Annotated in this window: 25 protein-coding genes; 12 read left to right on the forward strand and 13 right to left on the reverse strand. The window is 73.3% G+C overall.

Annotated features, from left to right (window positions below):
* Nucleotides 1–2 precede the first annotated feature (2 nt).
* From ACYVGN_RS06800 to ACYVGN_RS06810, 3 genes are read right to left on the reverse strand one after another with little or no spacing between them, the layout of a single operon-like run.
* Nucleotides 3–2708 carry a molybdopterin-dependent oxidoreductase gene (locus tag ACYVGN_RS06800; protein ID WP_460789672.1) on the reverse strand — a complete coding sequence of 902 codons (2706 nt, stop codon included), beginning with the start codon at nt 2706–2708 and terminating at the stop codon, nt 3–5.
* Nucleotides 2705–3532 (reverse strand): FAD binding domain-containing protein, encoded by an 828-nt coding sequence (locus ACYVGN_RS06805; protein WP_460789674.1) that lies wholly within the window; start codon nt 3530–3532, stop codon nt 2705–2707. The genes ACYVGN_RS06800 and ACYVGN_RS06805 overlap by 4 nt, the downstream gene beginning before the upstream one ends.
* Nucleotides 3523–4560: an XdhC family protein gene (locus ACYVGN_RS06810; RefSeq protein ID WP_460789675.1), complete on the reverse strand. Its 1038-nt coding sequence runs from the start codon at nt 4558–4560 to the stop codon at nt 3523–3525. Before ACYVGN_RS06810 ends, ACYVGN_RS06805 begins: the two co-directional genes overlap by 10 nt.
* 103 nt (nt 4561–4663) lie before the next feature.
* On the opposite strand from ACYVGN_RS06810, the gene ACYVGN_RS06815 reads away from it, so the two are divergent.
* Together ACYVGN_RS06815 and ACYVGN_RS06820 are read left to right on the forward strand one after the other, a co-directional pair.
* Nucleotides 4664–5254: a nucleotidyltransferase family protein gene (locus ACYVGN_RS06815; protein WP_460789677.1), complete on the forward strand. Its 591-nt coding sequence runs from the start codon at nt 4664–4666 to the stop codon at nt 5252–5254.
* Nucleotides 5255–5264: 10 nt separating this feature from the next.
* Entirely contained in the window at nt 5265–6224 is a 960-nt protein-coding gene (locus ACYVGN_RS06820) for a DMT family transporter (RefSeq protein WP_460789678.1), read from the forward strand.
* Between the two features lie 19 nt (nt 6225–6243).
* Here ACYVGN_RS06820 and ACYVGN_RS06825 read toward each other — a convergent pair whose 3' ends face one another.
* Nucleotides 6244–6819: a nitroreductase family protein gene (locus ACYVGN_RS06825; protein ID WP_460789680.1), complete on the reverse strand. Its 576-nt coding sequence runs from the start codon at nt 6817–6819 to the stop codon at nt 6244–6246.
* Complete coding sequence (gene msrB / locus ACYVGN_RS06830; protein ID WP_134745848.1) at nt 6819–7244, reverse strand: peptide-methionine (R)-S-oxide reductase MsrB; 426 nt, start codon at nt 7242–7244, stop codon at nt 6819–6821. The genes ACYVGN_RS06825 and msrB overlap by 1 nt, the downstream gene beginning before the upstream one ends.
* A 94-nt stretch (nt 7245–7338) precedes the next feature.
* Between msrB and ACYVGN_RS06835 the strand changes: the two genes are divergently transcribed.
* The 6 genes from ACYVGN_RS06835 to sfnG all read left to right on the forward strand — a co-directional run bounded on the left by ACYVGN_RS06835 (nt 7339) and on the right by sfnG (nt 12713).
* Nucleotides 7339–8355 carry a DUF2332 family protein gene (locus tag ACYVGN_RS06835; RefSeq protein ID WP_460789681.1) on the forward strand — a complete coding sequence of 339 codons (1017 nt, stop codon included), beginning with the start codon at nt 7339–7341 and terminating at the stop codon, nt 8353–8355.
* Nucleotides 8356–8390: 35 nt separating this feature from the next.
* Nucleotides 8391–8630 (forward strand): DUF3263 domain-containing protein, encoded by a 240-nt coding sequence (locus ACYVGN_RS06840; protein ID WP_055988973.1) that lies wholly within the window; start codon nt 8391–8393, stop codon nt 8628–8630.
* Nucleotides 8631–8683: 53 nt separating this feature from the next.
* Nucleotides 8684–9232: a LytR C-terminal domain-containing protein gene (locus tag ACYVGN_RS06845; RefSeq protein ID WP_460789683.1), complete on the forward strand. Its 549-nt coding sequence runs from the start codon at nt 8684–8686 to the stop codon at nt 9230–9232.
* Nucleotides 9233–9337: 105 nt separating this feature from the next.
* Nucleotides 9338–9541: a cold-shock protein gene (locus ACYVGN_RS06850; protein ID WP_055988977.1), complete on the forward strand. Its 204-nt coding sequence runs from the start codon at nt 9338–9340 to the stop codon at nt 9539–9541.
* Nucleotides 9542–9734: 193 nt separating this feature from the next.
* Nucleotides 9735–11354, forward strand: coding sequence for a chaperonin GroEL (gene groL / locus ACYVGN_RS06855; protein ID WP_460789684.1), 1620 nt, complete (start codon nt 9735–9737; stop codon nt 11352–11354).
* Nucleotides 11355–11516: 162 nt separating this feature from the next.
* Nucleotides 11517–12713, forward strand: coding sequence for a dimethylsulfone monooxygenase SfnG (gene sfnG, locus ACYVGN_RS06860; RefSeq protein WP_460789686.1), 1197 nt, complete (start codon nt 11517–11519; stop codon nt 12711–12713).
* A gap of 61 nt (nt 12714–12774) precedes the next feature.
* On the opposite strand, the gene ACYVGN_RS06865 is transcribed toward sfnG, so the two are convergent.
* From ACYVGN_RS06865 to ACYVGN_RS06895, 7 genes are all read right to left on the reverse strand, one after another.
* A complete protein-coding gene (locus tag ACYVGN_RS06865) occupies nt 12775–13062 on the reverse strand; it encodes a WXG100 family type VII secretion target (protein WP_134745850.1) in 288 nt (95 codons plus the stop codon).
* A 125-nt stretch (nt 13063–13187) separates the two neighbouring features.
* Complete coding sequence (locus ACYVGN_RS06870) at nt 13188–14906, reverse strand: sensor histidine kinase (RefSeq protein WP_460789688.1); 1719 nt, start codon at nt 14904–14906, stop codon at nt 13188–13190.
* Between the two features lie 133 nt (nt 14907–15039).
* On the reverse strand, nt 15040–15735 hold the full coding sequence (locus tag ACYVGN_RS06875) for a response regulator transcription factor (RefSeq protein ID WP_460789690.1): 696 nt from the start codon (nt 15733–15735) through the stop codon (nt 15040–15042).
* Nucleotides 15736–15870: 135 nt separating this feature from the next.
* Complete coding sequence (locus tag ACYVGN_RS06880) at nt 15871–16965, reverse strand: L,D-transpeptidase (protein ID WP_460789691.1); 1095 nt, start codon at nt 16963–16965, stop codon at nt 15871–15873.
* Between the two features lie 131 nt (nt 16966–17096).
* Nucleotides 17097–18740, reverse strand: a complete 1644-nt coding sequence (locus tag ACYVGN_RS06885) for a DNA repair helicase XPB (protein WP_460789693.1) — start codon at nt 18738–18740, stop codon at nt 17097–17099.
* A 40-nt stretch (nt 18741–18780) separates the two neighbouring features.
* Nucleotides 18781–20475: a helicase-associated domain-containing protein gene (locus ACYVGN_RS06890; protein WP_460789694.1), complete on the reverse strand. Its 1695-nt coding sequence runs from the start codon at nt 20473–20475 to the stop codon at nt 18781–18783.
* Nucleotides 20476–20504: 29 nt separating this feature from the next.
* Nucleotides 20505–20777: a multidrug ABC transporter ATPase gene (locus ACYVGN_RS06895; RefSeq protein ID WP_134745854.1), complete on the reverse strand. Its 273-nt coding sequence runs from the start codon at nt 20775–20777 to the stop codon at nt 20505–20507.
* 98 nt (nt 20778–20875) lie between these two features.
* Here ACYVGN_RS06895 and ACYVGN_RS06900 point away from each other — a divergent pair, with 98 nt between their 5' ends.
* The 3 genes from ACYVGN_RS06900 to ACYVGN_RS06910 all read left to right on the forward strand — a co-directional run bounded on the left by ACYVGN_RS06900 (nt 20876) and on the right by ACYVGN_RS06910 (nt 23471).
* Complete coding sequence (locus ACYVGN_RS06900; protein ID WP_055988995.1) at nt 20876–21256, forward strand: cold-shock protein; 381 nt, start codon at nt 20876–20878, stop codon at nt 21254–21256.
* Nucleotides 21249–21968 (forward strand): DUF3027 domain-containing protein, encoded by a 720-nt coding sequence (locus ACYVGN_RS06905; protein WP_460789696.1) that lies wholly within the window; start codon nt 21249–21251, stop codon nt 21966–21968. Before ACYVGN_RS06900 ends, ACYVGN_RS06905 begins: the two co-directional genes overlap by 8 nt.
* A 192-nt stretch (nt 21969–22160) precedes the next feature.
* Entirely contained in the window at nt 22161–23471 is a 1311-nt protein-coding gene (locus tag ACYVGN_RS06910) for an HNH endonuclease signature motif containing protein (protein ID WP_460789697.1), read from the forward strand.
* Nucleotides 23472–23483: 12 nt separating this feature from the next.
* Here ACYVGN_RS06910 and serC read toward each other — a convergent pair whose 3' ends face one another.
* Nucleotides 23484–24599, reverse strand: a complete 1116-nt coding sequence (gene serC, locus ACYVGN_RS06915) for a phosphoserine transaminase (RefSeq protein ID WP_460789699.1) — start codon at nt 24597–24599, stop codon at nt 23484–23486.
* Nucleotides 24600–24698: 99 nt separating this feature from the next.
* Between serC and ACYVGN_RS06920 the strand changes: the two genes are divergently transcribed.
* The gene (locus tag ACYVGN_RS06920) at nt 24699–25406 is read left to right on the forward strand and encodes a metal-dependent transcriptional regulator (RefSeq protein WP_055989002.1); all 708 of its coding nucleotides are present in this window, start codon (nt 24699–24701) and stop codon (nt 25404–25406) included.
* The last annotated feature ends 299 nt before the right edge of the window (nt 25407–25705 follow it).

The raw sequence follows: 25705 nt of genomic DNA on the forward strand, positions 1-25705 counted from the left end.
GCTCAGGCGCCCTGCGCGAGCCGCCACACGCGCTCGCGCGTGAACGGCTGCTCGAACGGGCGGGCGCCCAGCGCCCGGGCGATCGCGTTGCCGATCGCGGGCGCGACGGGGTTGTACGGCGACTCGCTCATCGACTTCGCGCCGAACGGACCGAGATCGTCGCTCGTCGTCGCGAACAGCACCTCGACGTCGGGGATGTCGGCCGACTGCGGCACGCGATAGGTGCGGAACGCGGGGTTCTGCACGCGGCCGTCCGCGACGACCACCTCCTCGTACAGCGCCCCGCCGATGCCCTGGGCGACGCCGCCCTCGATCTGCCCGCGGCACTGGGCGGGGTTCATCACGAAGCCCGCGTCGGCCGCGTGCACGTTCCGCAGGATGCGCACGGCGCCGGTCTCGGGATCGACCGCGACCCGCACGGCGTGCACGTTGAACGCGAGCGATCGCAGCTCGCCGTGCTCCTCGCCCGAGGCGGTCAGCCCGCCCGCGCCCGCGATCTCCGCGAGCGGCACGACGCCGGCGGGCGTCCGCACGCCGTCGGGCCCGTACGCGCACTCTGCCGCCGGTGCGCCCACGCGCGCCGCGGCCTCCTCGACGATCCGGTCGCGCAGCGCAAGGCACGCGCCGTGCAGCGCCTTGCCCGCGATCGTCGTGCCGGCCGATGCGAACGCGCCCGTGTCGAACGCGACGGCGTCGGTGTCGGCGTGCGCGAGCCGGATCCGATCGGCGCCCACCCCGAAGACGCTCGCGGCGATCTGGCGCTGGACGGTCGTCGTGCCGTTGCCGAACTCGGCCGTGCCCGTCCGCAGCTCGAACGCGCCGCCGGGCAGGAGCGTGGCGGTCGCGTGGGCGCGGTGGCCGCGCGGCGCGAGCGTGGCGATCATCGCGGCGGCCATGCCCTCGCCGACCAGCCACCCCGCGGGCGGGTCCTCCCCGGGCTCGGCGAGCGCGGCCTGCGCGAGGTCGAGGCACTGGTCCAGGCCGTAGCTTCCCCAGACCAGGTCGGCCTCGATCTCGCCGTCCGCCCGGCGGAGCGCGTCGCCCTCCCGCACGGCGTTGATGCGCCGGATGTCGAACGGGTCCATCCCGATGCGCTCGGCGAGCATGTCGAGCGCAGACTCGATCCCGAGCGTGACCTGGCCCAGTCCGTAGCCGCGGAAGGCGCCCGACGGCACGTTGTTGGTGTAGACCGCCTCGGCGTCCACCCGCGCGACGGGCGCGCGGTACAGCGTGACCGACTCGGCGCACCCGTGGAACAGCACCCCGATCGCGTGGTTGCCGTACGCGCCGGTGTCGCTCAGCACGTCGAGCTTGATCGCCGTCAGCCGGCCGTCGGGCTCGGCGCCCAGCGTCACCGACACCCGCATCGGATGCCGCATGGACGAGCGCCAGAACTGCTCGGCGCGCGTGAACTCGTACGCCACGGGGCGGCCGGTGCGCAGCACGGCGAACGCGACGAGGTCCTCCGTGAACATCTCCTGCTTGCCGCCGAAGCCGCCGCCCACGCGGGGCGCGTACACCCGCACGCGGTCGCGCGGCAGGTCGAACAGCGTGCACAGCTCGTCGCGCGTCAGGAACGGCACCTGCGTCGACGAGCGGATGACCAGCCGTCCCTCCTCGTCCAGCCAGCCGACGGATCCGTGCGTCTCGAGCTGAGCGTGGATCGAGCGCCCCGTGCGCCACGTGCCGCTCACCGTGACGGGGCTCGCAGCGAGCGCCGCGTCGACGTCGCCGCCGTAGCCCGCGTGCAGCGCCGCGACGACGTTGCGCCCCGCATCGGCGACGCGGTCCTCGGGCGTGCGCTCCGGGTGCACGAGCGGCGCGCCGGGCGTCCGCGCCTCCTCGGGATCGAACACGGCGGGCAGCGGCTCGTAGTCGACGCGGATCAGTGCGCACGCCCGCTCGGCGGCCGCCGCGGTCTCGGCCACGACCGCGGCGACCCGCTGCCCCACGTGGCGCACGACGTCGTCGAGCATGCGGGTGTCGTCGGGGTCGTCCTGCCGGTGCTCGTGGCGCGCGGTCGAGTACCGGGCCGCGGGCGCGTCCTCGTGCGTGTACACCGCCACGACCCCCGGCACCGCGCGCGCGGCGGCGGCGTCGATCGCGCGGATGCGGGCGTGCGGATGCGGCGAGCCGAGCACGCGCAGGATGAGCGCGCCCGCCGGGACGTCGTCGAACGCGTACGGCTCGAGGCCCTGCACCACCCGCTGCGCCGGCTCGGGCACGGCCGAGACTCCGACACCATCGCCGGCGCCCGGGCCGGTCTCCCGGACCGGTCCGAGCACGGCCGCGCGTACGGCCTCGCGGATCGGCCGGTACCCGGTGCAGCGGCATAGGCTCCCCTTGAGGCGGCGGTCGAGATCCGGGAGGTCCTCCTCGCCGAGGCACGATGCCGTAACGCTCATGCCGGGCGTGCAGAACCCGCACTGGAACCCGAAGCCGTTCGCGAGCGCGTCCTGCACCGGATGCAGCGCGTCGCCGGGGGCGAGGCCCGCGGCGGTCGTGACCGCCCGGTCCTCGGCGCGCACCGCCGGCACGACGCACGAGTGCACGGGCTCGCCGTCCAGCAGCACGGCGCACGCCCCGCAGTCGCCGGAATCGCAGCCGCGCTTGACCGACAGGGCGCCGTGCTCGCGCAGCAGCGTGCGCAGGCACTGTCCCGGCCGCGGGTCGGCCTCGACCGCGGCGCCGTCGATCTCGAGCCTCACGCGCGCGTCTCCCCGGCCAGCTCCGCGCGGGCGCGCTCGGCGAGCACGACCGACACGGCCCGCCGCCAGTCGGCCGCGCCCAGCGGATCCGAGAAGTAGCCCGGCGCGGACCGCACCGCCTCGGCCAGCTCGGTCGCCGAGGGCGCCGCGGGGAACCACAGCACGACCGGGCGCTCGGTGGCCGCGGTCACGACGAACACGGCCGCGCCGTCCTCGTCGGCCCGGCCCGTCACGACCGCCGCGGACCTGCCGAGCTCGGCGAGCGCGATCCGGTGCAGCGTGAAGCGCGAGCGCAGCGTGCGCGCGGGCAGGTCGATCGCGCGGATGACCTCGCCCAGCCGCAGCGTGCTGACCCCGTCCCGCGCGGGGATCTCGGCGACGGGCAGCGTGCGCTCGCCGCCGTCGGGGGTCCACACCTCGGCGGTGCCGTCGAGCCCGGTGGCGAGCGACACCATCGCCGCGGCCGCGAACGCTCGGGCGATGTTGCCGCCGACCGTCGCGGTGTTCCAGATCTTGAACGACGCGAGCAGCGCGTCCGCGGCGACCGGGAACATCCGGGTCGCGGCCCACTCCGCGGGCGCCTCGCCGTCGCGCGCGAACCGGACGAGCCGCGCGATGGAGCACGTGGCGCCGATCCGCAGCCCGGCGGGGGAGACCTCCAGGTCGGGCCACCCCATCGCCGTGAGGTCGACGAGCCCCGTGACTTCGGGCTGGGGCTCGCCGAACAGCCACGTGCCGCCGGCGAGCACGGTCTCGCCCGGCGCCAGCGCGAGGTCGCCGCGGCCGCGCGCGCGGCGGAAGGACGTGACGGTGCTCAGGTCCACGCGGGCCGCCCCTCGCCGAGCGCGCAGGCGGCGTCCGGGCCGGCGGGCGCGGTGCCGAGGGTGCCGTGCAGGGGGCCCTGGCCGTCGCGCAGTGGTCGTCCCGTTCCGCCGTGGCGCGACTGGACGATCTCGGCCAGCGCCGAGAGCGCCACCTCGTCGGGCGAGGCCCCTCCGAGGTCGAGGCCCAGGGGGGAGTGCAGCCGGGCGAGGTCCGCGTCCTCCACGCCCGCGGCGCGCAGCAGCTCGGCGCGCCGCGCGACCGTGCGGCGGGCGCCGAGCGCTCCCACGAACCCGACGGGCAGGGCGAGCGCGGTCGCGATCGCGGGGACGTCGAGGCGCGTGTCATGCGTGAGGACGCACACGGCCGTGCGGGCGTCGACCCGATCCCCGGCCTCGCCCCGCAGGTACTCGGCCGGGTCGCCCACGACCCGCTCGGCCGCGTCGGGGAAGCGCTCCGGGGTGATGAGCGTCTCCCACACGTCGCACACCGTCACGGCGAAGCCCGCCGCCGCGCCGACCCGGCACAGCGCGGCTGCGTGCTCGCCGGCGCCGAGCAGGATGAGGCGCGGCCGCGGTGCGTGCGCGAGAGCCAGGACCGCCGGGCCGTCCGGAACCGGCAGGATGCGCCCCGCGGCGTCGCCCTGCAGCACGAGCCCGACAGCGACGGGCCGGTCCGCCGCGGCCCGCTCGAGCGCCGCGCGGGCCACGTCGTCGCCGGCCCGGACCTCGTACGCGAGCACGTCGATCCGCCCGCCGCACGCCAGGCCCGCGGCGAACGCGGCCTCGTCGGAGAAGCCGAACCCCGCCGCCTGTGCCCGCCCGGTCGCGAGCACCGTGCGGGCGAGGACGATCGCGTCGCCCTCCACGCAGCCGCCCGAGATCGAGCCGATCACCTCGCCGTCGTCGGCCACCGCCATGGATGAGCCGACGCCCCGCGGGGCGCTGCGCGCGACGCCGGTGACCGTGACCACCGCGATCCGCCGCCCGGCGCGCAGCCGGTCGAGGATCACGGCGGCGAGTTCGAGCATGGCGCCACCGTAGTCATGCCGTGTTACCGGACTGCTACACGCCACGCCCGGCGCGTCACGCGCCCGACCCCGCGCCGTGACCTGCGGGTCCTAGACTGCGGCGATGGACCCCGCCCGCGTGCGCCTGTGCGGCCTCGTGCTCGCCGCCGGAGCGGGTCGCCGGTTCGGCGGCCCGAAGGCGCTCGCGCGCGGCGCCGACGGGACGCCGTGGGTGGCGCGCGCGGTCGACGCGCTGGTCAAGGGCGGGTGCGACCGGGTCGTCGTGGCGCTGTCGCCGGCCTCCGCGGCGGCCGCCGCCCTGGTGCCGACGCCCGCGATGTCGGTCGTCGTCGGCGACGCGGCGCGCGGACTGGCCGCCACGCTGCGCGGCGCGCTCGCCGCGGCGGTCCCGGCCGACGGCGTCGTCATCCTGCCGGTCGACACGCCCGATGTGGTCCCCGGCGCGGTTCGCCGCGTGATCGCCGAGGGCGGGCGGCCGCTGCGTCAGGCGCTGGCTCAGGCCGTGTACCGCGGCCGCCCGGGCCATCCGGTCCTGGTCGGCGCGGATCACGTCGCGGCGCTGCGGGCAACGCTCCGCGGAGACGAGGGCGCCCGGGCGTATCTGCGGGCGGCCGCCGCCCGGCAGGTGGAGTGCGGGGACCTGTGGTCGGGGGACGACATCGACGAGCGCGGCGGCGCCCACCTGGGGTCGTAGGCTTGAGGGAGTGAGCACCCCGGACCAGCCGTCGCCGTCACGCCGCGCCCGGGGCCTCGCCCCGGTGGCGGGAGCCATCGCGGTCGGCGTGCTGACGGCCATCCAGTCGCGGCTGAACGGCGGGCTCGGCGCCGCGCTCGACAACGCGATCGTGGCCGCCGTCATCTCGTTCGGATCGGGCCTGGCCATCATGGTCGCGCTCGCCGCGGCGCTGCCGGCGGGCCGGGCCGGCGTCGCGCGGCTCGTGCGCGGCGTCCGCGCGCGCGACATGCCGTGGTGGATCCTGATCGGCGGCGCGGCCGGAGCGCTCACGGTGGGCTCGCAGGGCGCCGTGGTCGGGGTGATCGGCACGGCGCTGTTCACGGTGGGCGTCGTGGCGGGGCAGACGCTCAGCGGACTGATCCTGGACCGCGTCGGGTACAGTCCGGCCGGCGTGACGGCGGTGACCGTGCCGCGGGTGGTCGGCGTGGCGCTCGCGCTCGCGGCCGTGACCGTCTCGCTCACGGGCGGCACGGTCGCGCAGGCGCCGCTGTGGATGCTGCTGCTTCCGCTCCTGGTCGGCGCCGGCCTCGCGTGGCAGCAGGCCACCAACGGACGGCTGCAGCGCGCGACCGCGTCGGCGATGACCGCGACGCTCGTCAACTTCGTCGGCGGCACGGTCGTGCTCGGGGCGATCGCGCTGGTGCAGGCGCCGCTCGTCGGCGTCGCGCCGCTTCCGGCCGACCCGTGGCTGTACCTGGGCGGCGCGATCGGCGTCGCCTACATCGCGCTGTCGGCGGCGCTCGCGCCGCGGATCGGCGTGCTGCTGCTCTCGCTCGGATCCGTGCTCGGGATGCTCGTGGGCTCGCTCGCGCTCGACCTGCTGTGGCCGCCCGCGGTGCCGCCGTCGCCGGTCCGCTCCGCCATCACGGTCGCGGTCGCGTGCGTGGGAGTCACGATCGCCGCGGTCGGCCGGCGTTCCGCGCGCTGAGGCGCGCGGGCCGAGGTCGTCAGGCCTTCTTCTTGGCCTTCTTGCCCGCGGGGAGAGCGGAGAGGAACTTGGCGCCGTCGACGGCCTTGCGGCGCAGCGGGCGCGACCGGGTGGGCTTTCCGCCCACGTAGAGCCAGCCGAGCAGGACCTCGTCCTTCGTGAGGCCGTGCGCCTTGGCGACCGCGCGGTGCCGCGTGTGGCCGCCCGTGCGCCAGAAGACGCCGTAGCCCGCCTCGTCCAGCAGCAGGCTGAGCGCATGGGCGACGCCGGAGGCCACGGCCTCCTGCTCCCAGACCGGCACCTTGCCGCGCCGCACCGACGCGACGACCGCGATCAGCAGCGGCGCGCGGAGGGGCTTGGAGTACACGCCCTTCTTGCCCTCGGCCTTCGCGATCGCGCGGCCGAGCGCGACGCGGTCGTCGCCGCGGATCTCGATCAGCCGCCAGGGCTTGAGCTCCTTGTGGTCGGCGACGCGGCCCGCGGCCGACACCAGCTCGACGAGCTCGTCGTGCGTGGGCGCGTCGTCCGTGACCTTCGACAGCGAGCGGCGCGCGAGCATCGCGGCCCGCGCGCCCCCGACGGCCGCCGCGGTCATCAGGCCGGGGCGTCCTGCTCGTCGCTCTCCTCCGGAGTGAAGTTCAGCGACAGCGAGTTCATGCAGTAGCGGTCGCCCGTGGGCGTGCCGAAGCCGTCAGGGAAGACGTGACCCAGGTGCGAGCCGCAGTTGGCGCAGCGCACCTCTGTGCGCTCCATGCCGTGGCTGTTGTCCTCGAGCAGCTCGACCGCGTCGGGGCGGATGGACTCGTAGAAGCTGGGCCAGCCGCAGTGCGAGTCGAACTTGGTGCCGCTCTTGAACAGCTCCGAACCGCACGCCGCGCACGTGTACAGGCCCGCGCGCTCCTCGTCCAGCAGCTCGCCCGTCCAGGGGCGCTCGGTGCCGGCCTCGCGCAGCACCGCGTACTGCTCGGGGGTGAGCTCCTGGCGCCACTCATCCTCGGACTTGCTCACGTTGTACGACATGGGTTCCTCCCGTTGATCGCCTTACAGACTACGTCCGCGGGAGGGTGCGCGGATCGGACGTGTCGTAACGTGCGCGGCCCGGGAGAATGAGGGGATGAGCGCCCCGACGACCGACCACGACCCGGCCGCCGTCGCGGACCGGTTCGCCCGCTTCGCACGTGACGAGGCGCCAGGCCGCTCGGACGTCTACCAGGAGTGGGCCCAGGGCGTGGCCGGCGACTCCGGGATGTGCGAGATCCTCGCCCGCATCCCCGCCACGCGCCGGCAGCCGCCGCTCGTGTTCGCCGTCACGCGGATGCTGGGCGCCCCGCTGGCCGGCGGCTACGACGCCTGGGCGGCGTTCGTGCTCGCGCACGCCGCCACGGTGGTCGCCGAGTGCGCGGCGCGCACGCTGCAGACGAACGAGCCGCTGCGCTGCGCCGCGCTCCTTCCCGCCCTCGCGCGCCTGCAGGGCCCGATCGCGCTGCTGGAGCTCGGCGCCTCGGGCGGGCTGTGCCTGTACCCGGATCGCTACGCGTACCGCTTCCGTGCGGGCGACGACGTCGTCGCGGTGGATCCGGGCGGGGGAGCGGCCGTCGTGCTCGAGGCCGAGCTGCGCGGAGCCGTGCCGGACCTCCGCCTGCCGGACGTCGTGTGGCGCGCGGGCATCGACCTGCAGCCGCTGGACGCCGGCGACCCCGCCGACCGGGCCTGGCTCGAGGGGCTCGTGTGGCCCGAGGAGACGGCCAGGGCCCGGCGGATCGCCGCCGCGATCGACGTCGCCGCCGCCGACCCGCCGCGCCTCGTCGCGGGGGATGCCGCGGATCTCGGGCTCGTGCGCCGCCTCGCGGCCGAGGCGCCGCGCGATGCCGCGCTCGTGATCACGACCCCCGGTGTGCTGCCGTACGTGCCGCGCGGCCGGCGCGACGCGCTGATCGCGGCGCTGCGGGCACCGGGCGGCATCCGCCCCGAGCCCGTGCACTGGATCACGCTCGACCAGCCCGCGCTGCACGACGCCTGGACCCCGCCCATCGACCCCGGGACGTGGGGCCCGGGATTCGCGCTCGCGCTCGACGGCGAGGTGCTCGCGGCCGCCGACCCTCTGGGCGCCTGGATCGACTGGCGCGCCTGACCGGCACGTGCCGCAGCGCCGCCTACCGTGGGAACGTGCCCCTCTCCGACCGCGACCGCGCCATCCTCGCCTTCGAGGCCGAGTGGCGCCGCCACGGCGGCGCGAAGGAGGAGGCCATCCGGTCCCAGCTCGAGATGGCGCCGGCGCGCTACTACCAGCTGCTGGGCCGGCTGATCGACTCGGCCGACGCGCTCGCCGAGGACCCGCTGCTCGTGGGCCGGCTGCGCCGCCTGCGCGACGCGCGCCGCGCGGACCGCTCCCGCATCGCCGGCTGACCGGAGCCGCGCCTGAGGCGTCGCCCCAGGGGCGTCCGGGTAGCATCGGGGTCGTGCCGACCACCTACCCCCGGGACCGCTTCGACGACGTCCCGCGCCAGTCCGCCAGGGTCGGCGCCCATCGTGCCGAGCAGCCCCGCGCACCCCGCCGCGTCGTGCTGCTGTGGGCCGCGCTCGCGACGGTCCTGCTCACGATCGCGGGCATCCTCGCGTTCCTCGTCCTGTCGCAGCGCGTCGACATCGTGCCGGGACAGCAGTCCCCGGTGCCGCAGTCCACGGTGTCGCCGATCGTCGACCCCACCTACACGGTGCTCGTGCTCAACGGCACGGGCTCGCAGGGCGTGGCCGAGGAGGTCGCCGCCGAACTTGTGGCGGCCGGATGGTCGGACGACATGGTCCTGCCGAGCGAGTCGTCCGCGACGGACTTCCCCGCCACGACCGTGTACTACGCGTCTCCCGAGGAGGAGGCCGTCGCGCTGGCCATCGCGCAGGCGATCGGCGGCGCGCGCGTCGCGCTGAGCGACCAGTACCAGAGCCCGCCGGATCCGGCGCTCAAGGAGATCACGGTGGTCGCCGGTCTCGACCGTGTTTCGGCCGGGTAAACAGTTCGATTCGGGCGTGTTCATTCTCGCCCTCTCGGCGTTCTGGCGCGGAACGGCGCGGATACCATTCCCGATATCCGCCCCCAGCACCAGGAGAGTTTTCGCATGACCCAGGGCACAGTGAAGTGGTTCAACGCCGAGAAGGGCTACGGGTTCATCACCGTGGCAGACGGCAGCCAGGACGTCTTCGTCCACTACTCGAACATCGAGATGAGCGGCTTCCGCGTCCTGGAGGAGGGGCAGTCCGTCGAGTTCACCGTCGGCTCGGGCCAGAAGGGCCCGCAGGCGGAGGCCGTCCGCCCCGTCTGACCCGGCGTCCACGCAGAGCGCCCCGCGGCCCGGACCGCGGGGCGCTCTCGCGCGTCCGGGCGTCGCCCGCCCACGGGCGCGCCCGCCGGACGCGGCTTGCACTCGATGGGGGAGAGTGCCAGAATCGTCCTAGCACTCGTGCAAGAGGAGTGCTAAAGACCACACGCCTACGTCCGGGAGGGACGACACCAACATGGCAAAGATGATCGCTTTCGACGAGGAGGCCCGTCGTGGCCTCGAGCGCGGCCTCAACACGCTGGCCGACGCCGTCAAGGTGACGCTCGGCCCGCGCGGTCGCAACGTCGTGCTCGAGAAGAAGTGGGGCGCCCCCACCATCACGAACGACGGCGTCTCGATCGCCAAGGAGATCGAGCTCGACGACCCGTACGAGAAGATCGGCGCCGAGCTGGTCAAGGAGGTCGCCAAGAAGACCGACGACGTCGCGGGTGACGGCACCACGACCGCCACGGTCCTCGCCCAGGCGCTGGTCCGCGAGGGCCTCCGCAACGTCGCCGCCGGCGCCGACCCCATCAGCCTGAAGCGCGGCATCGAGAAGGCCGTCAAGGCGCTCTCGGACGAGCTGCTCGCGCAGGCCAAGGAGGTCGAGTCGAAGGAGCAGATCGCCGCGACCGCGTCGATCTCGGCCGCCGACCCCGCGATCGGCGAGCTCATCGCCGAGGCCATCGACAAGGTGGGCAAGGAGGGCGTCGTCACGGTCGAGGAGTCGAACACGTTCGGCACCGAGCTCGAGCTCACCGAGGGCATGCGCTTCGACAAGGGCTACCTGAACCCCTACTTCGTCACGGACCCGGAGCGCCAGGAGGCGGTCTTCGAGGACCCGTACATCCTGATCGCGAACCAGAAGATCTCGAACATCAAGGACCTTCTGCCGGTCGTCGACAAGGTCATCCAGGCGGGCAAGGAGCTCGTCATCATCGCCGAGGACGTCGAGGGCGAGGCCCTCGCGACGCTCGTGCTGAACAAGATCCGCGGCATCTTCAAGTCGGTCGCCGTCAAGGCCCCCGGCTTCGGCGACCGCCGCAAGGCCCAGCTGCAGGACATCGCGATCCTCACGGGCGGCCAGGTCATCACCGAGGAGGTCGGCCTCAAGCTCGAGAACACCGACCTCGAGCTGCTCGGCCGCGCCCGCAAGGTCATCGTCACCAAGGACGAGACCACGATCGTCGAGGGCGCCGGCGACGCGTCGCAGATCGAGGGCCGCGTGACCCAGATCCGTCGCGAGATCGAGAACACCGACAGCGACTACGACCGCGAGAAGCTGCAGGAGCGCCTCGCCAAGCTCGCCGGCGGCGTCGCCGTCATCAAGGCGGGCGCGGCCACCGAGGTCGAGCTCAAGGAGCGCAAGCACCGCATCGAGGACGCCGTGCGCAACGCGAAGGCCGCCGTCGAGGAGGGCATCGTCGCCGGTGGTGGCGTGGCCCTCATCCAGGCCGGCAAGACCGCGTTCGACGGCCTGGACCTCGTCGGCGACGAGGCGACCGGCGCGAACATCGTCAAGGTCGCGATCGAGGCTCCGCTGAAGCAGATCGCCCTCAACGCCGGCCTCGAGCCGGGCGTCGTGGCCAACAAGGTCGCCGACCTCCCGGTCGGCCACGGTCTGAACGCCGCCACGGGCGAGTACGGCGACCTGTTCGCGCAGGGCATCATCGACCCCGCCAAGGTGACGCGCTCGGCGCTGCAGAACGCCGCGTCGATCGCCGGCCTCTTCCTCACCACCGAGGCCGTCGTCGCCGACAAGCCCGAGAAGGCGGGCGCTCCGGCGGGCGCCGAGGGTGCGGGCATGGACTTCTGATCCACGCCTGATCTCCTCTCGGACGGCCCCTTCCCCTCGCGGGGGAGGGGCCGTCCCGCGTCTCCGGGGCGTGGATGACACAGGGCGTAACACCCGCTTGGAGCACGGTAGGGTGCGTCGCCATACTTGCGTGACCCGATCCGAGCACCCGAAGGATTCCCCATGACCGTCATCGACACCGAGGTCTCGCCCGTCGCCGACCTCGAGACGCCCCTGAAGTTCGCCTACTGGGTGCCGAACGTCTCCGGCGGCCTCGTCGTCTCCACCATCGAGCAGCGCACCAGCTGGGACTTCGACTACAACAAGAAGCTCGCCCGCATCGCCGAGGACGCCGGCTTCGAGTACGCGCTGTCGCAGACGCGCTACGCCGCGAGCTACGGCGCCGACAAGCAGCACGAGGCCACGTCGTTCACGCTGGGCCTGCTGGGCGCGACCGAGCGACTCAAGATCATCGCCGCCGTCCACCCGGGCATGTGGCACCCCGGGGTGCTCGCCAAGTGGCTCATCACGGCCGACCACATCTCGAACGGCCGCGCCGCCGTCAACATCGTGTCGGGGTGGCTCAAGGACGAGTTCGTGAAGTTCGGCCTGCCCTGGCTCGAGCACGACGAGCGCTACGTGCCCACCGAGGAGTTCATCTCGATCCTGCGCGGCCTGCTGACCGAGGACGGCTACTCGTTCGACGGCAAGCACTACCAGATCTCGGACTTCACGCTCTCGCCGAAGCCGCTCGACGTGCCCGGCCGCGCGCACCCCGAGATCTTCTTCGGCGGCAACTCGACCGCGGCGCAGGCCGCGGCCGGCCGCACCGCGGACTGGTACTTCTCGAACGGCCGCTCGCTGGAGGGCTTCCAGGAGAACATCGCGGGCGTCGTCGCGGCCGCCGAGTCGGGCGGGCGCACCGCGCCGCAGAAGCCGCGCTTCGGCATCAACGGCTTCGTGATCGCGCGCGACACCGAGAACGAGGCGGTCGAGACCCTGCGCGAGATCATCGCGAAGGCCCACCGCCCCGCCGTCGAGGGCTTCGCCGCGGCGGTCAAGGAGGCCGGCCAGTCGACCAAGGACGGCAAGGGCATGTGGGAGGACTCGACCTTCGAGGACCTCGTGCAGTACAACGACGGCTTCCGCACCGGCCTGATCGGCACCCCGGAGCAGATCGCCGAGCGCATCATCGCGTTCAAGAAGATCGGCGTGAACCTGGTCCTGACCGCCTACCTGCACTTCCAGGAGGAGGTCGAGGCCTTCGGCCGCGACGTCCTGCCGATCGTCCGCGAGCTCGAGGCCGACCTGGCACGCGCCAACGGCACCGAGCTGAACACCGAGCTGCTGCCGCAGGTCGCCGCGCCCGCGGCCGTCTGACCCGGCGCACGCACAGCACCCGGAGGGGGTGGGGCATCGCGCGCCCCACCCCCTCCGCGCGTCAGCGGAACATGCCGGCCGCCGTGCGCTCGGTGTCGGCGTACTGCGCCCCTGCCGCGCCGAGCAGCCGGCCGATGCCGTCGAGCGTGTCCTCGACCGCGCGCTGGGTCGCCTTCCACTGATCGAGCGTGCCCTGGAACGCGACCGCCGCCGAGCCCGTCCAGGCCGATTGCAGGCCCAGCAGCTGGGCGCTGAGCGCGGCCGTCTCGGCCCGCAGGCGCTCGGCGGTCGCGAGGGCCTGCCCGTTCGCGGTGAGGATCGCGTCGCTGTCGACACTGAACACGGCCATGAGGTGCTCCCTGGGTCATCGGATGGGTGACACCCACGCTAGGGACGCGTGGCGCGGCCCGTCGGCCCGTGCCCGGCGGCCTCGAACAGCCCGCCGCGTCGGCGAGGCTGGGGACGAACGGCCGCTCAGCCCGAGGGCGTCTCGGCGCCGCGGATGCGCGGCATCGGCCGGGTCGCGGCCAGCGCGAGCTCCTCGTCGGTGCGCGGCGCGAGCGGGAAGGCCACGCGGAACGTCGCGCCGCCGCCCGGGGTGTCGCGCACCTCGACGGAGCCGTGCAGCGCCTCGACGATCGAGGCGACGATGGCCAGGCCCAGGCCGCTGCCGCCGGTCTCCCGCGCGCGCGACGTGTCGGCCCGCCAGAACCGCTCGAAGATCTGCTCGCGGATCGCCTCCGGCACGCCCTCGCCGTGGTCGACCACGGCGATCCAGCCCATGCCCGCGCCCACGTCGACCCCGACCTCGATCTCGATCGGGGAGCCCTCCGGGCTGAAGCGGCGCGCGTTGCCGAGCAGGTTCGCGATCACCTGGCGCACGCGGTGCTCCTCACCGAGCACGATCGGCGGAACGGCCACGGGTCGCAGGGCCTGCGGCACCGAGAAGTCGAGCCGCGGCACGGCGGCCTCGGTCTCGCCGGTGTCCGTCGCCGGCTCGCCCGCGGCGCGCGGCCGCCGGCGCAGCAGGGCCGTGAGGGCGTTGGCGGCGACCGGGCGCGCGCGGCGGCGCGGGGTCTCATCCGCGCCGGCGCCCGCCTCGGCCGGCCGCTCCTCGTCCGGACGCGAGATCGTGATGGGGCCGGTGAGCGCCTCGATCGTGGTGTCGATCACGGTCACCGTGCGCGAGGGCTCGGCCGCCCGGACGTCGAGCGCGGCGTCGCGCGCCAGCGGGCGCAGGTCGAGCGGCTGGATGTCGAGCTCGCGCTTCTCGTCCAGACGCGCGAGGGCGAGGAGGTCCTCGACGAGGACGCCCATCCGGATGGCCTCCTTCTCGATCCGCTCCATCGCGCGGGCCGTGTCCTCGTCGCCCTGGATGGCTCCCATCCGGTACAGCTCCGCGTAGCCGCGCACGCTGACCAGCGGCGTGCGCAGCTCGTGGCTCGCGTCGCCCACGAAGCGCCGCATCTGCCGGACGGTCGCGTCGCGCTCGGCGATCGCGTCGTCGATCCGGTCGAGCATGGTGTTGATCGCGGCCTTGAGCCGGCCGATCTCGGTGCTGGGCTCGATGTCGGTCAGGCGCTGGCTGAAGTCGCCCGCCGCGATCGACATCGCGGTGGCCTCGACCTGCCCGAACCGGCGGAACGTGAGCGTCACGGCCCAGCGGGTCAGCAGCGCCCCGCCGATGATCGTGACGAGCGCGACCAGGAAGAAGATCCCGAAGTAGGTGCCGACGACCTTCTCGACCTCGTCGAGCGGCAGGGCGACCAACTGCGTGTAGATGTTGTTGCTGCCGGGGAACTGCACGACCGCGAACGCCGCGTGGTAGCCGGGGCCCTCGCCCGTCGTGTTGTCGAGCAGGATGATGCTGCCCTGGTGCGAGTACGCGTAGTCCGTGCCGAACGTGGCGGGGAAGTCGGGGCGGCTCTGCCGCGGATCCTGCCCGCCCGCGCTGGCCATCAGGTCGCCGTCGGGGCCGTAGATCGCGACGTAGTACTCGGTGCGCGGCGCGCCCGCCTTGGCCGTGAACGTCGGGCCGGCGTCGCCGCTCGACGAGATGTTGAACAGCTGCTCTCCGACCGCGCCCGCCGCGAGCTGCGTGAGCGACGAGTCGACGTTGCTCAGCATCGCGTTGCGCAGGATGGGCACGGTCCCGACGCCCGCCGCCATCAGGCCGAGCGCGAGCACCGTCACCGTGACGCCCGTGACCTTGGCCCGCAGGCTGATGCGGCGCCACCATCGCGTCAGCGCATCGGTCTTGTCAGCCAGGGCGTCGCCTCTTTCGAACGGGAGCGCCGCCGCGGGGATGCGGCGGCGCGGGCGGGGATCAGCCCGCCTTGTCCACCTTCAGCATGTAGCCGAAGCCGCGCTTGGTCTGGATGAGCGACTCCGACGCGTGCGGGTCGATCTTGCGACGCAGGTACGAGATGTAGGACTCGACGATGCCCGCGTCGCCGTTGAAGTCGTACTCCCACACGTGGTCGAGGATCTGCGCCTTCGACAGCACCCGGTTCGGGTTGAGCATCAGGTAGCGCAGCAGCTTGAACTCGGTGGGGCTGAGGTCGATCGCGGTGTCGCCGACGTACACGTCGTGCGTGTCCTGATCCATGGTCAGCTCGCCGGCGCGGATGACCTGCTCCCCCTCGTCGTTCTGCATCGTGCGGCGCAGGATCGCCTGGATCCGCGCCACGATCTCGTCGAGGCTGAACGGCTTGGTGACGTAGTCGTCGCCGCCGACGTTGAGGCCCTTGATCTTGTCCTCGGTCTCGTCCTTGGCGGTGAGGAACAGGATCGGGGCGGTGTAGCCCGCGTCGCGCAGGCGCTTGGTGACGCTGAACCCGTTCATGTCGGGCAGCATCACGTCGAGCACGATCAGGTCGGGCTCCTCCTCGAGGACGGCCGAGATCGTCTGTGCGCCGTTCGCGACGGTCTTCACCTGGAAGCCCGCGAACCGCAGGCTCTGCGAGAGCAGGTCTCGGATGTTGGGCTCGTCGTCGACGACCAGGATGCGCGGTGCGGTCATGCGCCCATTATGTCGGTGCTGTTCATGATCCGGCTGGATATCGCGCCGGATCGGCCGAAAGCGAACAGCGGCCCGCTGTCCGGGTCACGCCTCGGTGAGGCGACTTCAAGCGGCGAGGCCCTGGGGCGCCCCGCCTCACTCGTGCACCCAGACCTCGGTGCCGATCTGGGCGAAGCGGTACACGTGCTCGGCGGCCGCGACGGTCATGTTGACGCAGCCGTGGCTCATCCGGGCGCCCGCGCCGAAGTTGCCGTGCCAGTACGTGCCGTGGAAGCCCTGGTCGCCGTTGAAGTACGACACCCACGGCACGTTCGGCTGGCAGTAGGCGAACCGGCCGCCCGGGATGTGGTTCCCCCGTGCGTCGCACGAGCCCATGTGCTGTCCCGCGAGCTGCGACGTCACGGTGAAGCGGCCCGTCTGCGTCTCGGTCTGGACGCCGTCGCGCACGCCGCCCGTGCCGATCGCCACGGGATAGGACGCGACGAGCGCGCCGTTCTCGTAGAGGTGGGTCCTCCCGGCGCTCTTGTCCACCTCGATGGTGCGCAGCAGCGTCTGCGCCCCGTGCGGGATCGCCCGGCCCTGCAGCTCGAAGGTCAGGTCGCCCTTCTCCACCGAGGCGGCGACCTTCTCGGCGAGCCCCGCGGTGGAGGCCAGGCCGTAGCCGTCCTGTCCCGCCTGGATGGCGCGCAGGTGCCGGCCGGCCGAGTCCGTCACCACGAGCGAGTCCGCCGGCGCCCGGTTCAGCTTCTGCGGCAGCCCCGCCACGACCTCGCCGATGGCCGGGACGTCGGCCGAGATCGTAAATCCTCCTGCGGCCGGATCGGGGGCGATGTCGATCCACGACGCGACGGTCGCCAGGTCGATCGGGAGCGAGCCGGCCCCGTCCAGGTGGAAGCCCGCCTCCTCGGCCTGCTCGTTGAGCCGGGCGGCGAGCTCCTCGGCGGCGTCGGTCGCGATGGCGGGCGCCTGCTCGGTCGGCCGAGGCTCCGCGGCGAGGGCGCCGCCCGCGGTCAGCGCGTCGCGCAGGTCGGCCTCGAGCGCGGCCAGGTCGACGCCCCGTCCGGGACGGGCGGGATCCGCGGCGAACCTCCCGGCCTCCTCGTCGAAGACCACCCGGGCGTCGACCGGGTCGGCGAACAGGTCGGGGAGGTGCTGGCGCAGCGTAGCGGCCGCCGTGGCGGCGTCGAGCGCGAGCCCCGTCGGGAGCGGCCCGGGGTCCCACGCCGTCACGTTCCAGAGGGGATGCGCCCCCAGCGCCCGCGCGGCGAGCGCCTCGGCGTCGACCGAGACGCCCAGGCCCGCGGAGGTCAGCTCACACCAGGTATTGCCCGGGTGAGTCGAATCCCTTCACGCGGATCCGGTCAGGCGGCCTCGAGGCGCTCGGCGTCCAGGATCGTGTAGCTGTAGCCCTGCTCGGCGAGGAACCGCTGACGGTTCTGCGCGAAGTCCTGGTCGACGGTGTCACGGGCGATCAGCGTGTAGAAGCTGGCCGTGTGGTTCGACTGCTTGGGACGCAGCAGGCGGCCCAGGCGCTGGGCCTCCTCCTGGCGCGAGCCGAACGAGCCCGACACCTGGATCGCGACCGAGGCCTCCGGCAGGTCGACGGAGAAGTTCGCGACCTTCGACACCACGAGCAGGTTGATCGTTCCCTCGCGGAAGGCCTGGAACAGCTTCTCGCGCTCGTCGACCGGCGTCGAGCCGGTGATCTTCGGGGCGTCGAGCGCCTCGGACAGCTCGTCCAGCTGCTCGAGGTACTGCCCGATCACGAGGATCTGCTCGTCGGGGTGCTTGGCGATCAGGCTCTTGACGACGTCGATCTTCGCCGGCGCCGTGGCCGCGAGGCGGTAGCGGTCCTCGTCGGCGCTCGCCGCGTACTCGAGGCGCTCGCTCGGGGGCAGGTCGACCCGCACCTCGTAGCAGGCGGCGGGGGAGATGAAGCCCTGGGCCTCGATCTCCTTCCACGGGGCGTCGAAGCGCTTGGGCCCGATCAGGCTGAACACGTCGCCCTCGCGGCCGTCCTCGCGCACGAGCGTCGCGGTCAGGCCGAGACGCCGGCGCGCCTGCAGGTCGGCCGTCAGCTTGAACACGGGCGCGGGCAGCAGGTGCACCTCGTCGTACACGATCAGGCCCCAGTCCAGCGCGTCGAGCAGCGCGAGGTGCGGGTACTCGCCCCTCCGGCGCGCCGTCAGGATCTGATACGTCGCGATCGTGACGGGCTTGATCTCCTTGGTCTGGCCGGAGTACTCGCCGATCTCCTCGGGCGTGAGCGACGTGCGCTTGAGCAGCTCGTCGCGCCACTGGCGCGCCGAAACCGTGTTGGTGACGAGGATGAGCGTGGTCGTGCGGGTGACGGCCATCGCGCCCGCGCCGACCAGCGTCTTGCCGGCGCCGCACGGCAGCACCACGACGCCCGACCCGCCCTCGCTGAACTTCTCGACCGCCTCGGCCTGGTAGGGGCGCAGCGCCCAGCCGTCCTCGTCCAGGTCGATGGGGTGCGGAGTGCCCGGCGTGTAGCCGGCGAGATCCTCCGCGGGCCAGCCGATCTTCAGCAGCTCCTGCTTGATGTGACCCCGTGCCCAGGCGTCGACCACGTAGGTCTCGGGGCTCGGCTGCGCGATCAGCAGCGGCTGGATGCGCTTGTTGCGCGACACCTCGGCGAGCACGGCGCGGTCCGTGGAGGTGAGCAGCAGCTCGCCCTCGTCGCCCCGGCGGATCGACAGGCGGCCGTACCGCTCGACGGTCTCGCGGATGTCGACCGACACCGACGGCGGCACCGGGAACCGCGACCACCGGTCGAGGGTCTGCAGCATGTCGTCGGCGGTGTGGCCCGCGGCGCGCGCGTTCCACAGGCCCAGCCGGGTGATCCGGTAGGTGTGGATGTGCTCGGGCGCGCGCTCGAGCTCGGCGAAGATCGCGAGCTCGTGACGCGCGGTCTCCGCGTCGGGATGCGCGACCTCCAGCAGCACGGTGCGGTCGCTCTGGACGATCAGGGGGCCATCAGCCATAGCGGACCAGTCTACCGGCGCACCGGATGGCGGGGTCCGCTCAGCGGGCGCGGACCGCGATGATGCTCTTGATCGGCAGCGTGCGCTCGACGTCGGCGCCCCGGTCGCGGCCCCGCAGGCGCCCGCCGCCGAGACCGGTCGCCTCCAGCGTGAAGGTGCGGCTCGAACCGTCGGGCAGCGCCACGTCGACCTCGAGCACGGCCTTCGTGCGCACGGCCGTCTCGAGCTCGCGCTCGAGCCACGCGGCATCGGCATCGGCGCCGTGGGCTCCGCGCAGCCGCTCGATCAGCGGGCCGTACCGCTTCGCGGAGCCGTCGTCGGCCGCGCGCGGGGCGACGCGGCGGCGGTCGAGCGCCTGCGCCTCGCCCTGCTCGTCGAGGGCGACGACGGGGTACCGGGCGTCGGCGAGCGCCCAGTACACGGCATCCCGGGCCGCGCGGGTGCGGAGCATCCGGCCGTCCTGGACCAGCCCGAGCGCCCGCAGCGACTGGTCGACCGCGATCGTCTCGAGTAGCGCGTGGTCCCGGCTCGACACGATCGTCTGGCCCGTCGACGGATCCAGCGTCACGCGCACGAGGCCGTGGCGCTCGGCGGTCCGCTGCACGAGGTACTCGAGCGGCTGCGGCACGCCCGTGAGCGACAGCTGCGACAGGAACGCCAGGATGCCCTCGGCGGTCTCGCCGGCCGACAGCGCGCCCGCGATCGTCGCCTCCGTGAAGCGGTAGGTCGAGGCCTGCGCGTGCGACTCGCGCGCCGCGATGCCCTGGAGCCGCACATCGAGCGTGGGGGCCAGCGGGCCGGGCGAGATGGCGGTGAGGTCGTTCTGCAGGAACACCTGGTCCACCTCGTGCGGCAGCAGCTCGATGAGCGCGGCGACGTCCGGCGCGCGCCCCTCGCGCAGCGGCGCGGCCCAGGGCGGCTCGGCGTCCCACGGGGCCCGGGCCCCCTCGGTCACGAGGCCCGCGAGCCGCATCAGCCCGCGCCATCTCGCCGCGCGCGGCGGCCACGACTCGTCGAGCGGGTAGGCGTCGTCCCACAGCGCGGGGTCGATCCATCCGCCCTCTGCGGTGCGGACGCCCTCGGGGAGCGCGTCGCGCAGCGACGTCACCAGGCGGCTCCAGCGCTCGCCGGTGGACTCGCGCACCCATGCGGCCCCCGCCGGGCTGACGAGCCACTGGCGGTCCGCGACCGACAGCAGGCCGCCGGCCTCGCCGAGCGCGACCAGCTCGTCGGCGTCATCCGGATCACGCACGATCTCGTCCTGCGCCATCCGGCGGCGGTCGGCGGCGCCGACGGCCCCCGTCCCGACGCGGGAGAGCGGGGCGCGCAGGGTGAGGAGCACGAGGTCGGCGAGCGCCGAGGTCGTGGTGAACGCGCGCTCCGCCGCATGCGCCGTGGCGAGCTCGTCCGCCGGGGCCGGCGGGCCGGCCGGCGTGCGCGTCGGAGCGACGTCGCCGAGCGCCGCGCGTACCTCGGCGTACGGCGCGCCCTGCGCGTCCGTCAGGCCCAGGCGCTCGGGACCCGCCCCGGCCGCGAGGTCGGCGAGCACGTCGCGCGGCAGCGCCGACACGGCGCGGGCGACGGCGTCGGGGGCGAGCAGCGCCTCCGCGGCGTCGAAGAAGTCATGCCATCCGACGGAGGCCGGGATCCGGCGCCGGCGGAGCAGCGCCGAGATCTCCTCGTCGGAGGCCTCGGCCAGCCGTTCGGCCAGGGCGCGGGAATCAGCGGTGTTCACGGCGCTCAGACGTCACGGGGAGGCGGCGGTCAGGCCCGACCGTTCGCCTTGCCCCTCCGCACGAAGCTCATGATGAGGAGCACGAGGATCAGGGCGAACGCGATCGGCAGTCCGAACAGCGGGATGGCGGCGACCACCGGCCAGATCCCCGTGGCGTAGTCCGCGTGCTGCATCCCGGCGGCCGTCGAGATCATGATCGCGAAGAAGCACAGGACCGACAGCACCGCGATGCCGAGCGCCATGAACGCGAGGACGCGGTCGATACGGCGCACGTGGAGATCGTCGGGGCGGTTCGTGCTCATCCTCCTCAGACTAGCCGCACGCGCGGGCGCGATAGGCTGGAGGGGCGGGATCGGACGGTCTCGCGTTTCGTCTTTCCCCAGCGCATCGAGGTTGTGTCATGCCCACCGGCAAGGTCAGGTTCTACGACGAGGAGAAAGGCTTCGGCTTCATCAGCTCGGAGGACGGCCAGGACGTGTTCCTGCACGCCAGCGCGCTGCCCGCCGGCACGACCCTGAAGCCGGGTGCGCGCCTGGAGTTCGGCATCGCCGACGGCCGCAAGGGCCCGCAGGCGCTGTCGGTGCGCGTGCTCGAGGCGCCGCCCAGCCTGGCGAAGGCCAAGCGCAAGCCGGCCGACGACATGGCGGTCATCGTCGAGGACCTCGTGAAGCTGCTCGACGGCGTGGGCGAGGACCTCCGCCGCGGGCACTACCCGTCGTCCGGTCACGCCCGCAAGGTCGCCGCCGTGCTGCGCAAGGTCGCGGACGAGCTCGATGTCTGACGCCCCCGCGGACGGCGCGGAGGGCGCCGAGCTGCCCGAGCCGGTGGAGGCCGGGACGGAGCTCGAGGTGCCCGCGTCGGCCGTCGCCGAGGCCGAGGTGGCGGACGCGGAGCCCGTGGCCGAGCCCGAGGATCTGCCCGAGCCGGACCGTCGCCTGCTCGAGGCGCACGACCTTGCCCTGGCCGCCCTGCACGAGATCACGCCGCCGTCGACCGTGGGCGCGCCCGCGGGTCACACGGTCGAGCGCGACGGGGTCGTCTCCCTGCGATTCGAGAACACGCTGCTCGGCTATCCGGGCTGGTTCTGGACCGTGTCCCTCGCGGTCGTCGAGGGATCCGAGCCCACCGTGCTGGAGGCCGAGCTGCTGCCCGGCGACGACGCGCTGCTCGCCCCCGAGTGGGTGCCGTGGGCCGTGCGCCTCAAGGAGTACCAGGCCGCCCAGGCCGCCGCAGCGGCCGAGGCGGCGGCGGCCGCCGAGGGCGAGGACGGCGAGGACGGCGACGACTTCGAGGACGAGGGCGAGGAGGACTTCGACGAGGACGGCTCGCCGATCCTGCACGCCGGCGACGTCGACGGCGTCGACATCGACACGCTCGACCCGGACGAGGAAGCGCCGGACGACGACGAGGACGAGTCGGACGAGGACGACGACGAGGACTTCGACGAGGACTTCGACGAGCAGGACGACGAGGACGACGACTCGGAGGAGTGACCCTCCGGCCCGCCCACGTGGTCGTTGAGCGGAGGCGCGCCAGCGCCGGCCCGCCCACGCGGTCGTTGAGCGGAGGGCGGGCCACTCGTCCACAGGATGCACCCGCGACGACTTGTCCACAGATTCGGTTTAGATACCTGATCGGCCCTTTCCGGGCGTCGGAATGTCGGTGGCCCCTGGAAGAATCGGGGCATGACGACGCGGCCGCATTCGACCGGGTGGACTCCCACCCTGGGTGAGCTTGCGCGCACGTCGGAGCTGGTCGAGGGGTTCTTGGAGGACCAGGCGGTGATCGCGAGGGCGCAGGCGCGCCAGGCCAAGCGGCTCGCCGAGGCCCGTGCGATCGCCGAGGCGCAGATGCGCCGCGCCGGCATCGGGTCGGAGTTCGAGCACCCGGTCCGATCGATGGCTGCCGAGTTCGGAGTGGCCGCCAGGATCTCGGACCGCACGATCCGGGCCCGGATGGAGTGGGCAGTCGACCTCGTCGACGGGTTCCCGGCGACGTTCGCCCTGTTCGAGGGGGGCCGGATCAGCGAGGGCCATGTCCGCGCGATCGTCGACGCCGGGTCACGGCTGGAGGATGACGACGCCCGGGGGGAGTTCGAGCGGATCATCCTGCCCCGCGCGGTGAAGACGACCCCCGGTCAGCTGGGCTCCGTCGCGCGGAAGCTCGCGGACGACATCGAGCCGCTGCCGTTGGAGGAGCGGCACGAGGAGGCGATGGCCGACCGCTCCGTCCGCGTGGCTCCGCTTCCGGACGGGATGGGGGAGTTGACCTACATCGGTCCGGCGGTGACGGTGTACGCGATGCATGACCGGGTCACCCAGATGGCGCGCACGATCTACCGGACGAAGGCCGAGGGCGACGAGCGGACGTTGGATCAGATCCGGGCGGACGTGTTCGCCGAGATCGCCCTCGCCGGCCTCCCCACCGCCGAGCTGATCGACCAGCACGGCGGGGATGCCCTGACGAAGATCAAGGCGGCGGTGCAGGTCACGGTCCCGTGGCAGTCACTGACCGGCGTCGGTGACGAGTCGGCGTTCGTCGCCGGGTACGGCCCCATCCCCGCGGAGGCCGCGCGCCGCCTGGCCGGGGAGGCCGCGACGTGGATCCGTTTGTTCCAGGATCCCGACACCGGGTGCCTGAGAACGGTCGACACCTACACGCCCACGAAAGCGCAGCGGCGCTTCCTCATCGCCCGGGACGAGCACTGCCGCTTCCCCGGCTGCCGGCAACCCGCGATCCGCTGCGAGGACGACCACACCATCCCGTACTCCCGCGGTGGCCCGACGGGCGTCCGCAACCTCGCCAACCTGTGCCGCGCCCACCACGTGTTGAAACACAACTCCGCGTGGAGATTCCGTCACGGGCCAGGCGGCGTGCTCGAGGTCATCAGCCCCACCGGCCGGGTCGTGAAACACAAACCCACACCGGTGGTCCGGTTCGAGGCGTCCTCGGAGATCGCGCGCGCCGACTTCGGCGCCGGCCCGCCGCCGTTCTAGGACGCCGGAGCGTCAGCGGGCGGTGTTCTCGATGACGAAGTCGATGCTGCGGATGAGCTGACGGACGTCCTCGGGGTCGATCGAGACGAACGTCGCCACACGCAGCTGGTTGCGCCCGAGCTTGCGGTAGGGCTCGGTGTCGACGATGCCGTTGGCGCGCAGCGTCTTGGCGATCGCGGCGGCGTCGATCGACTCGTCGAAGTCGATGGTGGCGACCACGGGGGAGCGGTGCTCGGGGTCCGCGACGAACGGCGTCGCGACCTCCGACGCCTCGGCCCACGCGTAGAGCGCGCCCGACGACTCGGCGGTGCGGGCCGCGGCCCACTCGAGACCGCCGTTGTCGAGGATCCAGCCGAGCTGGCTGTCCAGCAGGTGAAGCGTCGCGAGGGCCGGGGTGTTGAGCGTCTGCTGCAGGCGCGAGTTCGCGACGGCCTGCGACAGGCTCAGGAACTCGGGGATGTACCGGTCCGAGGCCGCGATGCGCTCGATGCGCTCGATCGCCGCCGGCGACATGGCGGCGAACCACAGGCCGCCGTCCGACCCGAGGTTCTTCTGCGGCGCGAAGTAGTAGACGTCGGTCTCGGTCACGTCGAAGTCGATGCCGCCGGCGGCGCTCGTCGCGTCGATCACGGTGAGCGCGCCCTCGTCGCCCTGCACGCGGGCGATCGGCGCGGCGACGCCGGTCGAGGTCTCGTTGTGCGGCCACGCGTACACGTCGACGTCGGCCACGGCCTCGGCCGCGACGCGCGAGCCGGCGGGGGCCTCGCGCACATCGGGCGCCTCGAGCCACGGGGCCTTGGCCGCCTTGGCGAACTTGGACCCGAACTCGCCGAACGTGAGGTTCTGGCTGCGGCGCTCGATCAGGCCGAAGGCGGCCGCGTCCCAGAACGCGGTCGAGCCGCCGTTGCCCAGCACGATCTCGTAGCCCTCCGGCAGGCGGAACAGCGTCGAGAGCCGCTCGCGGACGCTCCCGACGAGGTTCTTGACCGGCGCCTGCCGGTGCGACGTCCCCAGCAGCGACGAGCCGATCGCCGCGAGGGCCTGCACCTGCTCGGGGCGCACCTTCGAGGGGCCGCATCCGAAGCGTCCGTCGGCGGGAAGGAGGTCGGCGGGGATCGTGAGCGTCATGGCCCGACTTTATCGCTCCGCGCGGGCCGCCGGTGCCAGGTGACGGCTGGTTAGGATGGCCTGAGTATCGCGACACCGCTGCCAGCTGACGGGGCTCCCATGACCGACCTGATCGACACCACCGAGATGTATCTCCGCACGATCCTCGAGCTCGAGGAGGAGAACATCGTGCCGCTGCGGGCGCGCATCTCGGAGCGACTGGGTCACTCGGGCCCCACGGTCTCGCAGACCGTCGGCCGGATGGAGCGCGACGGCCTGGTCGTCGTGGGCGAGGACCGCCGCCTCGAGCTGACCGACGCCGGGCGGCAGAAGGCCGTGGACGTGATGCGCAAGCACCGCCTCGCGGAGCGCCTGCTGTCCGACGTGATCGGACTGGACTGGGCGTACGTCCACGAGGAGGCCTGCCGCTGGGAGCACGTCATGAGCGAGCAGGTGGAGCGCCGCCTGGTCGAGCTGCTCGGCCACCCCACGGAGTCGCCGTACGGCAACCCCATCCCCGGCCTGGATCAGCTCGGCGGCCCCGCCGCGCACACGTTCGAGGAAGGCGTGGTCGGCCTCGTCAAGCGCCTCGACGCGGAGGGCGGCCCCATCCGCGGCACGGTGCGCCGCCTGGCGGAGCCGGCGCAGGTCGATCCCGACCTGCTGCAGCAGCTGCGCGAGGCCGGCGTGGTCCCCGGGGCCGAGGGCCAGTACCGGTACAGCGAGGGCTACGTGCTCGTCCACATGGGCGACCGCGAGGAGGGCCTCGAGCTCCCGGTCGAGGTGGCCTCGCACATCTTCCTCGTGGACGACCGCGTCTCCGCATGATTCCGGGGGCGCCAAGCCGCTTCGCCCCACTCTCCGGGGATCCGCAGGGTCGGATGCCGATCCGAGCGTGACAATTCCGTTACTTTCCCGTATGGTCGGGGGATACCCAAGGCACCCTCCTTGGGTTGCTCCGTGGGAAATCGCCTCAACGGCTCGTCGTTTCCACGGATCGCACACTGCGTGCCCCGACAAACCAGTGCTGACGAGCCGGCGGACCCGAACCGCAAGGTGATGGAGGAACAGATTTGTCCGAGACCCGTTCGTCTGCCGTCGTGCCCGTGGCCGACTCCGACGCCCCC

Source organism: Microbacterium lacusdiani, assembly GCF_054779895.1.

Excerpts from the sequence above, each read along its gene's own strand:
- ACYVGN_RS06810 (WP_460789675.1), bottom strand. The coding sequence starts at position 4,560 with ATGCTCGAACTCGCCGCCGTGATCCTCGACCGGCTGCGCGCCGGGCGG.
- ACYVGN_RS06815 (WP_460789677.1), top strand. The coding sequence starts at position 4,664 with ATGGACCCCGCCCGCGTGCGCCTGTGCGGCCTCGTGCTCGCCGCCGGA.
- ACYVGN_RS06825 (WP_460789680.1), bottom strand. The coding sequence starts at position 6,819 with ATGACCGCGGCGGCCGTCGGGGGCGCGCGGGCCGCGATGCTCGCGCGC.
- msrB (WP_134745848.1), bottom strand. The coding sequence starts at position 7,244 with ATGTCGTACAACGTGAGCAAGTCCGAGGATGAGTGGCGCCAGGAGCTC.
- ACYVGN_RS06835 (WP_460789681.1), top strand. The coding sequence starts at position 7,339 with ATGAGCGCCCCGACGACCGACCACGACCCGGCCGCCGTCGCGGACCGG.
- ACYVGN_RS06850 (WP_055988977.1), top strand. The coding sequence starts at position 9,338 with ATGACCCAGGGCACAGTGAAGTGGTTCAACGCCGAGAAGGGCTACGGG.
- groL (WP_460789684.1), top strand. The coding sequence starts at position 9,735 with ATGGCAAAGATGATCGCTTTCGACGAGGAGGCCCGTCGTGGCCTCGAG.
- sfnG (WP_460789686.1), top strand. The coding sequence starts at position 11,517 with ATGACCGTCATCGACACCGAGGTCTCGCCCGTCGCCGACCTCGAGACG.
- ACYVGN_RS06865 (WP_134745850.1), bottom strand. The coding sequence starts at position 13,062 with ATGGCCGTGTTCAGTGTCGACAGCGACGCGATCCTCACCGCGAACGGG.
- ACYVGN_RS06875 (WP_460789690.1), bottom strand. The coding sequence starts at position 15,735 with ATGACCGCACCGCGCATCCTGGTCGTCGACGACGAGCCCAACATCCGA.
- ACYVGN_RS06885 (WP_460789693.1), bottom strand. The coding sequence starts at position 18,740 with ATGGCTGATGGCCCCCTGATCGTCCAGAGCGACCGCACCGTGCTGCTG.
- ACYVGN_RS06895 (WP_134745854.1), bottom strand. The coding sequence starts at position 20,777 with ATGAGCACGAACCGCCCCGACGATCTCCACGTGCGCCGTATCGACCGC.
- ACYVGN_RS06900 (WP_055988995.1), top strand. The coding sequence starts at position 20,876 with ATGCCCACCGGCAAGGTCAGGTTCTACGACGAGGAGAAAGGCTTCGGC.
- ACYVGN_RS06905 (WP_460789696.1), top strand. The coding sequence starts at position 21,249 with ATGTCTGACGCCCCCGCGGACGGCGCGGAGGGCGCCGAGCTGCCCGAG.
- ACYVGN_RS06910 (WP_460789697.1), top strand. The coding sequence starts at position 22,161 with ATGACGACGCGGCCGCATTCGACCGGGTGGACTCCCACCCTGGGTGAG.
- serC (WP_460789699.1), bottom strand. The coding sequence starts at position 24,599 with ATGACGCTCACGATCCCCGCCGACCTCCTTCCCGCCGACGGACGCTTC.
- ACYVGN_RS06920 (WP_055989002.1), top strand. The coding sequence starts at position 24,699 with ATGACCGACCTGATCGACACCACCGAGATGTATCTCCGCACGATCCTC.